Origin of the sequence: Nocardia sp. NPDC058497, assembly GCF_042720195.1 — a bacterium.
Lineage (GTDB): Bacteria > Actinomycetota > Actinomycetes > Mycobacteriales > Mycobacteriaceae > Nocardia.
The window spans coordinates 1,005-12,884 of record NZ_JBHXMY010000122.1 but is presented as its reverse complement, the minus strand read 5'-3'; the positions used below and the strand labels follow the sequence as shown (position 1 = coordinate 12,884).

Here is an 11,880-nt window from a genome sequence, read left to right as displayed (position 1 = left end):
GTACCAGCCAAGAATCAAGCCAAGTTCGTAGGACTCCTCAACGTAACGATTGACTGCAACGAAGCGTTCGCTGTGGCGCGGCTTGTTCCGGCGCTCCGCATCAACGCTCACCTTGCGGATCGCACCGTCGACCTCTTCGTAGACGCCCTCACCGACGTGGTCCATGAGATCGAATGTGCGCCGATCCCGATCGCCCAGCGGTGCCGCCGTCACGATGAAGTCGGACGGGCGCACATCCTGCGCAGCCAGCCACACAAACCCGTTGAACGGGTCGGCACCGTCACCGTCAATCAGGGTTTCGACATCACGCGAGGTCCAGACCAGGATCGGGTGCTCTGGCGTGCAGCGAATCGGCTCCTTGTGGCCGAAGTGGGAAATCGACACGAGCGCTTGGTCGTTCGGGTTCTCGATCAGGGCCTCGACCGCACGGTAAGTTCCGTCGTGCGAGAGCACCTGGTCGCCGGCCTGCAGCGTCTCGATAGCCCGCTGACCATCGATCGTGTCCACGGGGGTACCAGCAGGGAAGCAGGACACGGGCTCGCCGCGCTGCTTCTTGCCGGAGTTGAGGAAGGTCGGGGTGGCGGGCTGGAAGCGGCCGTCGATGATCTCGTCGACCAGCTTGCTCGCCAGCACCTCGTCGCCGGCGGCCAGCGTCAGCGCGACCATGACGACGCGGTCCTCGAACCGCTCCAGGTAGCGCTTGCCGTCGAAGGTCTTGAGCGTGTACGAGGTGTAGTACTTGAACGCGCCGAGGAAGGTGGGGAACCGGAACTTCTTGGCGTAGGCCTGCTGGAACAGGGCCTTGATGTACGCGCGGCTGTACTGGTCGAGGACCTCGGTCTCGTAGTAGTTCTCCTTGACCAGGTAGTCCAGCTTCTCGTCCAGGTTGTGGAAGAAGACGGTGTTCTGGTTGACGTGCTGCAAGAAGTACTGGTGCGCGGCCTCGCGGTCCTTGTCGAACTGGATCTCGCCGTCGGGGCCGTACAGGTTCAGCATCGCGTTGAGGGCGTGGTAGTCGAGTACCTCGCCCGCGTCGGCGCGCACCGCGGCCTGCTCTAGGCGGGCAGTCTTGCCGGTCGGTGCTGTGGTTGCTGTTGCCAAAACAATCCCAATCCCTCTCGGACGCGCACGACGTCCTCAGCGGTTCCCATGAGTTCGAAGCGATACAGGTACGGCACCCCGCACTTGCGCGAGATGATGTCGCCCGCGGCGCAGTAGGTATCGCCGAAGTTCGTGTTGCCGGCCGCGATCACCCCGCGCAGGAGCGCGCGGTTGTGCGGGTCGTTGAGGAACTTGGCGACCTGCCGCGGTACGAGGTCCTTGTCGGACCGTTGCCCACCCATGACGTGCCGACCACCCCCGTAGGTAGGAGTGATCAGCACGTAGGGTTCGTCGACGCGCAGCGAATCAGCGGTGTGCAGTGGTAGCCGAGTAGCCGGGAGGCCCAGCTTCTCGACGAAACGATGAGTGTTCTCCGAAGCGCTGGAGAAGTAGACCAGCCCGCCCGGAGTGATCCGCTCGGGCATGGGTGCCTCCTTCCGGCGAAGTCCTAGGCGGCCGCGACCGCGAGCGACTTGATGCGGTCGGGACGGAAGCCCGACCAGTGATCCTCGCCCGCGACGACGACGGGCGCCTGCAGGTAGCCGAGCGCCATGACGTAGTCACGCGCGTCGGCGTTCTCGGAGATGTCGATGATCTCGTAGTCCACCCCGGCCTTGTCGAGCGCCTTGTAGGTGGCATTGCACTGGACGCAAGCGGGCTTGGTGTACACGGTGATGGTCATCTAGAGTCCCTCTCTCCTATGCCTGATCCACAGCCTGTGATCCGTATGCAGTGCACGAACGGTGATGCTGCGCAAACTCCTGGATCTGGCGAAGAAAGCCCTGCTCGTAACCCCTTCCCTTGGGCCCGATCAGTGGTGGCTTCACACCGTCTTCCAGTACTGCAGACACTACACCTAGTGGCCGACACTTTGGAACAGCACAAGGTGTTGCGAGTCGCACAGATGTAATTCCGACGGGGTAAGTCCCAGGACGCGCGATCGACACGCTGGGAAAACAGTGGCCCAGATCACGATTTTGCATCCCGGCGAGTCTTCAGCAAACTTCGCAGACAGCGAAGGGGCGTCGCCTCCGCGATGGATGCGACGCCCCGTTCGAGCCGACCGACAGCTTACGCCGTGACGAGCTCGCCGTCAGCAGCGGAGACCAGCTCGTGGACGGTGGCGCCGAGCTGGGTCAGCGCCTCGGCGTCCTGGGCCGGGTGGGTCTGGCCGAAGCGCTCGCCGATCGTGCCGAAACGCGCGGTGGCCGCCTCGACGACGACGCCGCCCGCGACACCGACGGCCTTGACCGCGTCACCGTGGGCCCACTCGGCCGCCCGCGGGCTGATCGAGGCGCTCACGACGGCGACCGGCTTACCCTTGATCGCGCCGACGCCGTACGGGCGCGAGGCCCAGTCGATGGCGTTCTTCAGCACGGCGGGCAGGGTGCCGTTGTACTCCGGGGTGACCAGCAGGACGGCGTCGGCCGCGGCGACGGCGTCGCGCAGCGCCTCGGCCTTGACGGGGACCGAACCGGGGACATCCAGGTCCTCGTTGTAGAACGGGATCTCGGCGAGACCCTCGTAGATCGCGATCTCGACGCCGTCCGGCGCGGTCTGCACCGCGGCCTCGGCGAGCTGGCGGTTGATCGAGCCCGCGCGCAGGCTTCCGACGAGAGTGAGGATGCGGGTCCCGGCCATGACGACTCCTGGTGTACTCAGTGGGATGATCGAAGTTTCATCCGACAACAACCGGACCCCAGTCCGATTACTTCCCGCGGAGGACGTGTGAGCGGCGTGAGCTACAGCACACCCAGGTCGGACGGGCCGCCGTTGCTGCCGATCGGGCAGCCGCTGCCCGGCAATGCCGAGCCGATCGAGCGTGCCGACGCCGCCCGCAACCGGGCGCTGCTGCTCGACGCGGCCCAGCAGCTGGTGCGCGAGCACGGGGTCGCCGGGCTGACGATGGATGCCGTCGCCAAGCGCGCCGGCGTCGGCAAGGGCACCGTCTTCCGCCGGTTCGGTAATCGGACCGGGCTGATGCTGGCCCTGCTCGATCACTCCGAACAGAAGTTCCAGGCCGCGTTCATGTTCGGGCCTGCCCCGCTCGGTCCCGATGCGAGTCCGGTCGAGCGGCTGATCGCGTTCGGGCGGACCCGGCTGCTCGACATCGAGGTCGAGGGCGATCTGCACCGGGCCGCCGAGGAGAAGGGGCGTTTCGGCGGTGGGCCGTACGGCCTGCACAAGGCCCATGTCGTGCTGCTGTTGCGCGCGGCCGGGGTGACCGGTGAGCTGCCGCTGATCGCCGACACGCTGCTGTCGACGCTGTCGGCGGCGCTGGTCATTCACCAGATCGCCATCCTCGGCTACACCCGTGCTCAGATCGGCGACAACTGGGAATGGCTCGTTCGCCGGGCCGTTTCCCCTGCCACACAAGTAGAGTGAGGCCGCATGGGGACACTGCGTGAACAGATCATCGCCGAGTTGGGCGTGCTGCCGGAGATCGAGCCGAAGCAGGAGGTCCGCCGTCGCGTCGATTTCCTCAAGGACTATCTGAACTCCACCCCCGCCGCGGGCTTCGCCCTCGGCATCAGCGGCGGCCAGGACAGTGCGCTCGCGGGCAGGCTGTGCCAGCTCGCCGTCGAGGAGCTGCGCGCCGACGGCATCGAGGCGAAGTTCCTCGCGGTGCGCCTGCCCTACGGCGTCCAGGCCGACGAACACGATGCCCAGACCGCCCTGAATTTCATCGACCCCGATCGGTCGGTCGTGGTGAACATCCGGCCCGGCGCCGACTCGGTGGCCGCCGAGGTCGCGGGCGCGCTCGACCATGAGCGACTGCGCGATTTCGTGCGCGGCAATATCAAGGCCCGCGAGCGGATGGTCGCCCAGTACGCCCTGGCCGGGCAGGAGAACCTGCTGGTGGTCGGCACCGATCACGCCGCGGAGGCGGTCACCGGGTTCTTCACCAAGTTCGGTGACGGCGGCGTCGACCTGACCCCGCTCACCGGTCTCACCAAGCGTCAGGGCGCGGCCCTGCTGCAGGAACTGGGCGCCCCGTCGAGCATCTGGTCCAAGGTCCCCACCGCCGACCTCGAGGACGACCGCCCCGCCCTCCCCGACGAGGAAGCCCTCGGCCTGCGCTACGCCGAAATCGACGACTACCTCGAAGGCAAGGACGTCACTCCCGAGGTCGCCGCCCGCGTCGAGTCGATCTTCACCAACACCCGCCACAAGCGCACCGTCCCGGTGACGCCCCTCGACACCTGGTGGCGCTAGGCCGGGCGGGCTAGCCGCCGGCGAAGGGTGGCAGGACGTCGACGCGGTCGCGGAGCATGGCCGACGGGTCGCGGGTGAGTTCGTCGCCGATCAGGAAGGCGCAGACGCCGACGAGGGAGTCGACCTCGGAGCCGTAGGTGGCGGCGAGGGTGGCGCGCAGATCGGCGACGGTCGCGCCGGGCGGGAGTTCGAGTGATTCGGTGTTCTTGCCGACCGCGTCGGCGATCGCGGCGAAGTAGCGGACCTCAACCACCGATGGCTCCCATCGTGCGTTCCGGGGGGACGAAGCCGGCGGCGTCGATGCCGTGTCCAGCCCATTTCTGCCACATCGCGCCGCGCCAGAGCTCGGCGACCTCGTCGTCGTCGGCGCCGGCGCGCAGCGCGGTCCGCACGTCGAACTCCTGGTCGCTGAACAGGCACGAGCGCAGCATGCCGTCGGCGGTGAGCCGGGTGCGGTCGCAGCTGTCGCAGAACTTGCGGGTGACGGTGGCGATGATGCCGACCGTCGCCGGTCCGCCGTCGACCAGCCATTTCTCGGCCGGGGCCGAGGGATCGGAGCGACCGACCTCGGTCAGGGCGAACCGCTCGCCGAGCACGTCGAGGAGGTCGGCCGCGGTCACCATGTTGGTGCGCGCCCATTCGTGGTCGGCGTCGAGCGGCATCTCCTCGATGAACCGCAGCTCGCACTGTTCGGCCAGGCACCACGCCAGCAGGTCCGGCGCACCGGCCAGGTTCTGGCGCATCAGGACCGCGTTCACCTTCACCGGAGCCAGACCGGCATCGCGGGCGACGCGGATGCCGTTGAGCACCGATTCGAGCCGGTCGCGGCGGGTGAGACGGGTGAAATCGACCCGGTCAACGGTGTCGAGGGAGACATTGACCCTGCTCAGGCCCGCCTTCGCGAGGGCATGCGCGCGGTGTTCGAGGCCGACGCCGTTGGTCGTCATCGCCAGCGGCGTGCCAGGCACGGCGGCATGACAGCCCGCGATGATCTCCTCGAGTTCCCGGCGCATCAGCGGCTCGCCGCCGGTGAAGCGCACCTCGCGCACGCCGAGTTCGCGCACCGCGAGCGAGACCAGCCGCACGATCTCGTCGGCGCTGAGCAGCTCCTCACGCGGGATCGGCGGCAGCCCTTCCTCGGGCATGCAATAGGTACAGCGCAGCGAGCACTTCTCGGTGATGGAGACCCGCAGATCGCGCGCGACCCGGCCGAAGCGGTCGACGAGGAGCGGCGTCTCGGGCCGGCCGTCGAGGGAAGGCCGCTCCGATCGCACAGCGGGTATCCCCATTTCGACCAGCGTCATTCCTACAGTATGACTCGTCGATCCCGGCGCGAGCCGTGTGGAGCGCCGTTCTGTCACGAAGTCGACAGCTCACCACTCCCGCTCGGGCGCGGTGAGCGACGCGGGAAGAACCCGCCGGTCGGATGGCGATTAGGCTGGCAGCATGACTTCCCGGCCCGCCACCGCGTCGGCGCGCAGTGTCGACGAGTACCGCGACACCGTCGCCGCGCTGCTGGCCCACCTCGCCGACCGCGCCGACGAACAGGTGCCGGTGCCCGATGCGCTCGGCCGCGTTCTCTCTGCCGATGTGCGCTCACCCATCGACCTCCCGGTGTTCCGGAACTCGGCGATGGACGGGTACGCGGTGCGCGCCGCCGATGTCGCCGTCACCCCCGTGACCTTGCCCGTTGCCGGTGTCGTCGCGGCGGGCAAGCCGGGAACGGCGCCACTGCCCGCGGGTTCGGTGCTCAAGGTGATGACCGGTGCGCCGATCCCGCCCGGCGCCGACTGTGTCGTCCCGGTCGAGGACGTGCAGGCGGGCGAGGGTCGGATCGTGGTCGAGCGTGGTCGCGGTCGCGGCGAGTTCGTGCGGGAGGCGGGCACCGATGTACGCGCCGGTGAGCTGGTCGCCAGGGCGGGCACCGTGCTCGCGCCCCGGCATATCGCCGCGCTGGCCGCCGTCGGCCTGCCGAGCGTGCCGGTGTTGAGCCGGCTACGCGCGGTCTGTATCACCACCGGCGACGAACTCCAGCCCGCAGGGACCGAACTCGCGCCGGGCCAGATCTACAACTCGAACGGGATCGCGCTGGCCGCTGCTTTGCGGGCCGACGGTGTCGAGGTCGTCGAGGTCGCGCACAGCACCGACGATCCGGCCGAGTTCACCGCCGTGCTGCGCGCCGCGGTCGCCGCCGCCGATCTCGTGTTCACCTCCGGCGGGGTGTCCAAGGGCGATTTCGAGGTCGTCAAGGATGTGCTCGAACCGCTCGGCGGCACCTTCGGTTCGGTGGCGGTGCAACCCGGCGGACCGCAGGGATACACGGTCGTCGACGGTGTCCCCGTGCTGAGTTTCCCCGGGAACCCGGTGAGCACGACGGTGTCCTACTCGGTGTTCGCCCGCGAGGTGGTGCGCGCACTGGGCGGTCTGCCCGCACCCGCCACCGCCGAGGTGACCTTGCTGACGCCGGTGCGCTCCCCCGCGGGACGGCGTCAGTATCTGCGTGGCCTGGTGACCGACGACGGCGTCGAGGTCGTCTCGGGCCCCGGCTCCCATCTCATCGCCGGCATGGCCTGGGCCGATGTGCTGGTGGATGTGCCCGCCGAGGTCACCTCGCTGCCCGCGGGTGCCACTGTGCGAATCTTGACGCTATGAGCGAGTTGTCCCACGTCGACCGCGAGGGTCGGGCACGCATGGTCGATGTCAGCGCCAAGGCCGACACCGCCCGGATCGCCGTCGCCGCAGGCGAATTGCGGACCACCGCCGAGGTGGTCGCGCTGGTCCGGGCCGAGGGGATGCCCAAGGCGGATGTGCTGTCGACGGCGCGGTTGGCCGGAATCGCCGGTGCCAAGAAGACTGCCGAGCTGATCCCGCTGTGTCATCAGCTGGCGCTGTCGTCGGTGAAGGTGGAGTTCGGGTTCACCGAGACGACCATCACGGTGGAGGCGACCGCGAAGACCAGCGGGCCGACCGGGGTCGAGATGGAGGCGCTGACCGCTGTCGCCGTCGCGGGGCTCACGCTGCACGACATGGTGAAGGCCGTTGATCCCGCGGCGGTGATGAACGGGGTGCGGCTGCTCACCAAAGAAGGTGGGAAGCATGGGCATTGGGTGCGGCCCGAGGCGGAACCCTCCGGCGAGGCGCTGAACCGGTTGGCTCAGGTCGACAGTGGATCCGCGCCGGATGCGGGACACGTCGGCGGCACCGAAGTCGCCCCAGCGACGGCCGCTCCGACCAAACAGGCTGTCTCCGTGAGTGATTCGCGCACCGCGGTGGTCGTGGTCGCGTCCACCGGTGCGGCGGCGGGCACCCGTGTCGACACCACCGGGCCCGTCCTCGCCGAATGGCTGACAGCACAAGACTTCTCGGTGCGTGGTCCCCTCGTCTACGCCGATGCCGACATCGCGACCGGCCTGGCCGACGCGCTGCTCGGCGGACCCGCGCTGGTGGTCACCACCGGCGGCACCGGCGCCTCACCCACCGATGCCACCCCCGAGGCCACCCGCGCCGTCCTCGACCGCGAACTGCCCGGTGTCGCCGATGCCATCCGGCAGCGTGGCACCGCGAAGTTCCCGCTCGCCGCGCTCAGCCGGGGTGTCGCGGGGCTGGCAGGCCACACCGTCGTGGTCAACCTGCCCGGGTCGCCGGGCGGGGTGAAGGACGGGATCGCGGTCCTGGAACCATTGTTGGACCATCTGCTCGCGCAAGTAGCCGGAGGCGGCGACCATGAATGACCACGGCGCGGTGCGCCTGACCGCGATCAGCGATCAGGCGCTCGATCCCATCGCCGTCGAAAGTGCCGTCGACGGACCGGAATTCGGCGCTGTCGTCGTCTTCACCGGCAAGGTGCGCAATCACGACAGCGGCCAGGCCGTGACCTCGCTGGAGTACTCCGCGCACCCGCAGGCCGAGCGGTTCCTGCACGCTATCTGTGCCGAAGTCGCTGCCGCGCACGGGCTTCCGGTGGCTGCGACGCATCGCGTCGGTTCGCTCACGATCGGTGATCTGGCGATCGTCGTCGCGGTCGCCGCACCGCATCGGGCCGAGGCGTTCACCGTCTGCGCCGAACTCGTCGACCGGATCAAGCACGAGGTGCCGATCTGGAAGCGGCAGCTGTTCGCCGACGGCCTGTCCGAATGGGTCAATGCCTGCGGCTGAACGTCACTGCGGGGTGTAGCGCCACACGCCGAGCATCGCCTGCTCGTCCATCGGTTCGTCGCCCTCGAAGACGGTGGCGTGCAAGCGATCCAGTGCCGCGTCCTGATCGAGCCCGGAGCCGATCAGCACCAGATTCGACACGCGTTCCTCGCCGCGCGCCCAGGGGCCGGGCGTGAACACGACGTGTCTGCCGACCAGGTGCATCTCGAATTTGCGCCGCTCCCCCGCCACCGCGAAGGCCACGCAGCCCTTGGCGCGGAACAGGCCCGGCGGCGGGTCTTCCAGGAAGGCGATCAGGGCCCGGGGGTTCAGCGCGCGCTTGCTGGTGAACGACACCGACACGTAGTCGTCGTGCAGGTGCCGGTGGTCGGGGTCGTCGTGATCGTGGTCGTGGTCGTGTTCGTCGAGCAACGAGTCGAAACTCAGCTGCTGGGCCACCTTCGGCGTCTCGAGCTCGCGCTCGTCGAACAGCAGTCCGGGGTCGACGCGGCCGTGGGTCGTCGCGTACACCGGGACCTGGCCCACCCAGCCCGCGATCTGCTCGCGCAGCTCGGCCAGCGCGCCGGCCGACACCCGGTCGGCCTTGTTCACCAGCACCAGATCCGCCAACCGCAGATGTGTCACCAGCTCGGGGTGCTGGGCGCTGGTCTCGCCGAACAGCTCGGCGTCGACGACCTCGACCAGTCCGCCGTACCCGATCCGCGGATTCGGGTTGGCCACCACCATCCGGATCAGATTTCGCGGTTCGGCCAGCCCGCTGGCCTCCACCACGATCACGTCGACGGCGCTGCGCGGTTGCGCCAGGCGCGCGAACAGGTCGTCGAGCTCGGACACGTCGACCGCGCAGCACACGCAGCCGTTGCCCAGCGACACCATCGCGTCGACCTGCCCGGCCACCAGCATCGCGTCGATGTTCACCGCGCCGAAGTCGTTGACCACCACGCCGATCCGGGTGCCCCGGTTGTTGCGCAACAGATAGTTGAGCAGGGTCGTCTTCCCCGACCCGAGAAAACCCGCAACGATCACCACAGGAATCACTGTGTCGATTGTGCCCGAACGGCCGAAGCCGCCGGCTCCTGGGCGGAGTCGGCGGCTTCGGGTGCGTTCGGCTACTTCGCCGGGCCGAAGACCATGCCGACCAGCGTGTAGGCCAGGTTGATCAGCTGGCTGGTCATGGCGGTGTCGTCCATGCCGAGGGACTGGGCCAGGGGCATCAGCAGATTCATGACGGTGAGGATCGGGCCGCCGAGGTCGCTCAGGTCGAGTTCGGAGCCGGACTCATCCTGGGTATCCGGGGTCGCCTGGGGCTTCGGGGCCGCCTGGGGCTGCGGGGTGGGGCTGCGTTTGCGCGGAGTGGTTGTCGACGGCGCCGCGGGAGCGCCCGGCGCTGCGGTGCGCACTTCGGTGCCACCGGGGACCTTCGCCTGACCGGACCCGGCCGGCGGCTTCGGGGCCCGCTGCTGGGCGGGGGCTTGATCGGCCGGAGCCTGATCGCCGCCGGGAGCTGTCAGACGGCCGCTGGAACCGCTCGGCAGGCGATCGTCGGCGATCGGGTGCTGGGCGGGTGCGAACTCGAGCACCGGGGCGCCGAACGGGGCGTGGGCCGGGATGTTGGCCGCCTGCGCGGGTGCGGGCGTGGTGGTCGGGGTGGGCTCGGCCGCGGGCGACTGGTCGCCGTTGGGTGGAGTCTGGGCGGGCCCGGGAGCCTGCTTATCGGCGGGGGTTGGCGCCGGAGTCGGAGCGCCGGCGGGGGCAGGGGCAGGCTCGTTCGCGTCAGCAGGAGCGGGCGAATCAGGCGGAGCGGGCGCGTTGGCTGGGGCCGGTGGGTTGACTGGGGCCGGCGCCTCTGCCGGAGCCTGCGCGTTGGCTGGGGCCGGTGGGGTGGCTGGGGCCGGCGCCTTAGCCGGAGCCTGCGCGTTGGCGGGGGCCGGTGCGTCAGCCGGAGCTGGCGCGTCGGCCGGAACCGGCGCGTTGGCGGGCGCCGGTGCCTCAACCGGAGCCGGGGAGTTGGCCGGGGCGGGCGCGCCAGACGGAGCCTGCAAGTCAGCTGGTGCCGGCGGGTTTGCAGGAGCTGGCGAGTCAGCCAGAGAAGACATGTTGGCCGGAGCAGGTTCGTCAGCCGGATCAGGCACGGTGGCTCGGGCAGACGCGCCAGCCGGAGCAGGCGCGATCCCGCCAGCCGGAGCGGGCGCGTTGCCGTCAGCCGGAGCTGGCACGTTGCCGTTGCCGTCAGTTGGCGCAGTCGAGTCAGCCGGGGCAGGCGCGGTGGCGTCAGCCGGGGCAGGGGATGCCGGCGTGGCGGCAGGGCTCGGCTTCGGAGCGAGCGCGTCGGCGGATTCACCGAATGGGATGGGGGCCGTGCCGGCCTCCGGGGCGGGAGTGGAGGCCGCGCCAGGTCCCGTGGTCGGCGGTGACGCCACCCCCGGCTCCTGTGCGGGCGTCGGCGCGGGCACCTGGCCGGGAGCGGGTATCGAATCCGGCGCGAACGCGGGCACGGCTGCCCCGACCGGCCTGTTCAGGAGGTACCCGACCACCCCGGTCGTGATGGCGACCGCGTGCTTCAGCTGTCCCTCGCGCGATTCGAGCAGCGCGGCGTCCTCGGGATTGGCGCCGTTGCCCATCTCCACGAACACCAGCGGGACCTGCGTCAATGCCGGACCGGCCACATCGGCGCGGGTCTGCAGGCCATTGCTGACTCCGGCATAGGTGGCGGCCGGGAAGCCTGCGGCGAGGTAGGCGTCGCGGACCAGGGACGATGCCGCGCGGCCGGGGCCGGACTGCGCCAGGTCGGCGGCCGAGTCCGGGATGGGCAGCTGCGGCACGATCAGGTGGAAACCGCGCTGGTCGGCGGGCGCGCTGTCGGCGTGGATGCTCACCGCGACCGCGGCGCCGGACTGGTTGGCGGCGCGGGCGCGATCGTCGACGCACCCGCCCCAGCCTGCGTCGTCGGCGCGGCTGAGCACCACATCGGCGCCCAGCGCCTGCAGCGATACCTTCACCAGCTCGGCGACATTCCAGTTGATGGTGTGCTCGGGGACGCCGTTGAGCGACGTCATGCCGGTGGTCTGGCAGTCCTTGGTGCCGCCGCGGCCGTTGTCGACCTGGCGGCCCAGGTTCTCCGCGTGCGCTGACCCCTGATGACCGGGGTCGAGGAAGATCGTCTTGCCTACGAGCTGGTCGCCGGTGGCAGGCTCGGGCGCCGCGGTGGCCGCGCCGGGCACGAGCCCGGTCAGCGAGATCACGACCGCGGCGGAGACGGTGGAGCAGAGACCGGCCTTGATGATGTTTGGTTGCATGTTCGGTCGGGGGGCCGCGACCCAGCCCCCCCCCCACCCCCCAGTTTACACCCAAACCCCCCGGTGACACAATAAACACAAGCAAACACACACCCAAAACCAAAACACCCCG

General features: G+C 69.5%; 13 protein-coding genes. 5 read left to right on the top strand and 8 right to left on the bottom strand.

Annotated elements, in window-relative coordinates; translation table 11 throughout:
• The 4 genes from ACFWPJ_RS11430 to ACFWPJ_RS11415 all read right to left on the bottom strand — a co-directional run.
• Window positions 1–1,044: ribonucleotide reductase N-terminal alpha domain-containing protein (locus ACFWPJ_RS11430; RefSeq protein ID WP_378849799.1), on the bottom strand; the 1,044-nt coding region annotated here is incomplete at its 3' end.
• An 11-nt stretch (window positions 1,045–1,055) separates the two neighbouring features.
• Complete coding sequence (nrdI, locus tag ACFWPJ_RS11425) at window positions 1,056–1,526, bottom strand: class Ib ribonucleoside-diphosphate reductase assembly flavoprotein NrdI (protein WP_189027151.1); 471 nt, start codon at window positions 1,524–1,526, stop codon at window positions 1,056–1,058.
• Between the two features lie 23 nt (window positions 1,527–1,549).
• Entirely contained in the window at window positions 1,550–1,783 is a 234-nt protein-coding gene (locus ACFWPJ_RS11420) for a redoxin NrdH (protein ID WP_378849797.1), read from the bottom strand.
• A 389-nt stretch (window positions 1,784–2,172) separates the two neighbouring features.
• Entirely contained in the window at window positions 2,173–2,742 is a 570-nt protein-coding gene (locus ACFWPJ_RS11415) for an NAD(P)H-dependent oxidoreductase (RefSeq protein WP_378849795.1), read from the bottom strand.
• A gap of 96 nt (window positions 2,743–2,838) precedes the next feature.
• On the opposite strand from ACFWPJ_RS11415, the gene ACFWPJ_RS11410 reads away from it, so the two are divergent.
• A complete protein-coding gene (locus ACFWPJ_RS11410; RefSeq protein ID WP_378849793.1) occupies window positions 2,839–3,486 on the top strand; it encodes a TetR/AcrR family transcriptional regulator in 648 nt (215 codons plus the stop codon).
• Between the two features lie 6 nt (window positions 3,487–3,492).
• Window positions 3,493–4,317 (top strand): ammonia-dependent NAD(+) synthetase, encoded by an 825-nt coding sequence (gene nadE, locus ACFWPJ_RS11405; protein WP_378849791.1) that lies wholly within the window; start codon window positions 3,493–3,495, stop codon window positions 4,315–4,317.
• Between the two features lie 10 nt (window positions 4,318–4,327).
• Here nadE and ACFWPJ_RS11400 read toward each other — a convergent pair whose 3' ends face one another.
• Window positions 4,328–4,570, bottom strand: a complete 243-nt coding sequence (locus ACFWPJ_RS11400) for a MoaD/ThiS family protein (RefSeq protein WP_189027138.1) — start codon at window positions 4,568–4,570, stop codon at window positions 4,328–4,330.
• Window positions 4,563–5,621 carry a GTP 3',8-cyclase MoaA gene (moaA, locus tag ACFWPJ_RS11395; protein ID WP_378849790.1) on the bottom strand — a complete coding sequence of 353 codons (1,059 nt, stop codon included), beginning with the start codon at window positions 5,619–5,621 and terminating at the stop codon, window positions 4,563–4,565. Before moaA ends, ACFWPJ_RS11400 begins: the two co-directional genes overlap by 8 nt.
• A 142-nt stretch (window positions 5,622–5,763) precedes the next feature.
• On the opposite strand from moaA, the gene glp reads away from it, so the two are divergent.
• The 3 genes from glp to ACFWPJ_RS11380 are packed head-to-tail and all read left to right on the top strand — an operon-like array spanning window position 5,764 to window position 8,472.
• Window positions 5,764–6,969, top strand: a complete 1,206-nt coding sequence (gene glp / locus ACFWPJ_RS11390; RefSeq protein WP_378849788.1) for a gephyrin-like molybdotransferase Glp — start codon at window positions 5,764–5,766, stop codon at window positions 6,967–6,969.
• On the top strand, window positions 6,966–8,048 hold the full coding sequence (gene moaCB, locus ACFWPJ_RS11385; protein WP_378849786.1) for a bifunctional molybdenum cofactor biosynthesis protein MoaC/MoaB: 1,083 nt from the start codon (window positions 6,966–6,968) through the stop codon (window positions 8,046–8,048). Before glp ends, moaCB begins: the two co-directional genes overlap by 4 nt.
• Window positions 8,041–8,472, top strand: coding sequence for a molybdenum cofactor biosynthesis protein MoaE (locus ACFWPJ_RS11380; RefSeq protein ID WP_378849784.1), 432 nt, complete (start codon window positions 8,041–8,043; stop codon window positions 8,470–8,472). The genes moaCB and ACFWPJ_RS11380 overlap by 8 nt, the downstream gene beginning before the upstream one ends.
• Window positions 8,473–8,475: 3 nt before the next feature.
• On the opposite strand, the gene ACFWPJ_RS11375 is transcribed toward ACFWPJ_RS11380, so the two are convergent.
• Together ACFWPJ_RS11375 and ACFWPJ_RS11370 are read right to left on the bottom strand one after the other, a co-directional pair.
• The gene (locus ACFWPJ_RS11375; protein ID WP_378849782.1) at window positions 8,476–9,501 is read right to left on the bottom strand and encodes a CobW family GTP-binding protein; all 1,026 of its coding nucleotides are present in this window, start codon (window positions 9,499–9,501) and stop codon (window positions 8,476–8,478) included.
• Window positions 9,502–9,581: 80 nt separating this feature from the next.
• The gene (locus tag ACFWPJ_RS11370) at window positions 9,582–11,768 is read right to left on the bottom strand and encodes an N-acetylmuramoyl-L-alanine amidase (RefSeq protein WP_378849781.1); all 2,187 of its coding nucleotides are present in this window, start codon (window positions 11,766–11,768) and stop codon (window positions 9,582–9,584) included.
• Window positions 11,769–11,880: the final 112 nt, after the last annotated feature.

Bases quoted from the DNA above. Each gene is read 5' to 3' on its own strand.
- ACFWPJ_RS11420 (WP_378849797.1), bottom strand. From the start codon at position 1,783: ATGACCATCACCGTGTACACCAAGCCCGCTTGCGTCCAGTGCAATGCC.
- nrdI (WP_189027151.1), bottom strand. From the start codon at position 1,526: ATGCCCGAGCGGATCACTCCGGGCGGGCTGGTCTACTTCTCCAGCGCT.
- ACFWPJ_RS11370 (WP_378849781.1), bottom strand. From the start codon at position 11,768: ATGCAACCAAACATCATCAAGGCCGGTCTCTGCTCCACCGTCTCCGCC.
- ACFWPJ_RS11380 (WP_378849784.1), top strand. From the start codon at position 8,041: ATGAATGACCACGGCGCGGTGCGCCTGACCGCGATCAGCGATCAGGCG.
- ACFWPJ_RS11415 (WP_378849795.1), bottom strand. From the start codon at position 2,742: ATGGCCGGGACCCGCATCCTCACTCTCGTCGGAAGCCTGCGCGCGGGC.
- glp (WP_378849788.1), top strand. From the start codon at position 5,764: ATGACTTCCCGGCCCGCCACCGCGTCGGCGCGCAGTGTCGACGAGTAC.
- moaCB (WP_378849786.1), top strand. From the start codon at position 6,966: ATGAGCGAGTTGTCCCACGTCGACCGCGAGGGTCGGGCACGCATGGTC.
- moaA (WP_378849790.1), bottom strand. From the start codon at position 5,621: ATGACGCTGGTCGAAATGGGGATACCCGCTGTGCGATCGGAGCGGCCT.
- nadE (WP_378849791.1), top strand. From the start codon at position 3,493: ATGGGGACACTGCGTGAACAGATCATCGCCGAGTTGGGCGTGCTGCCG.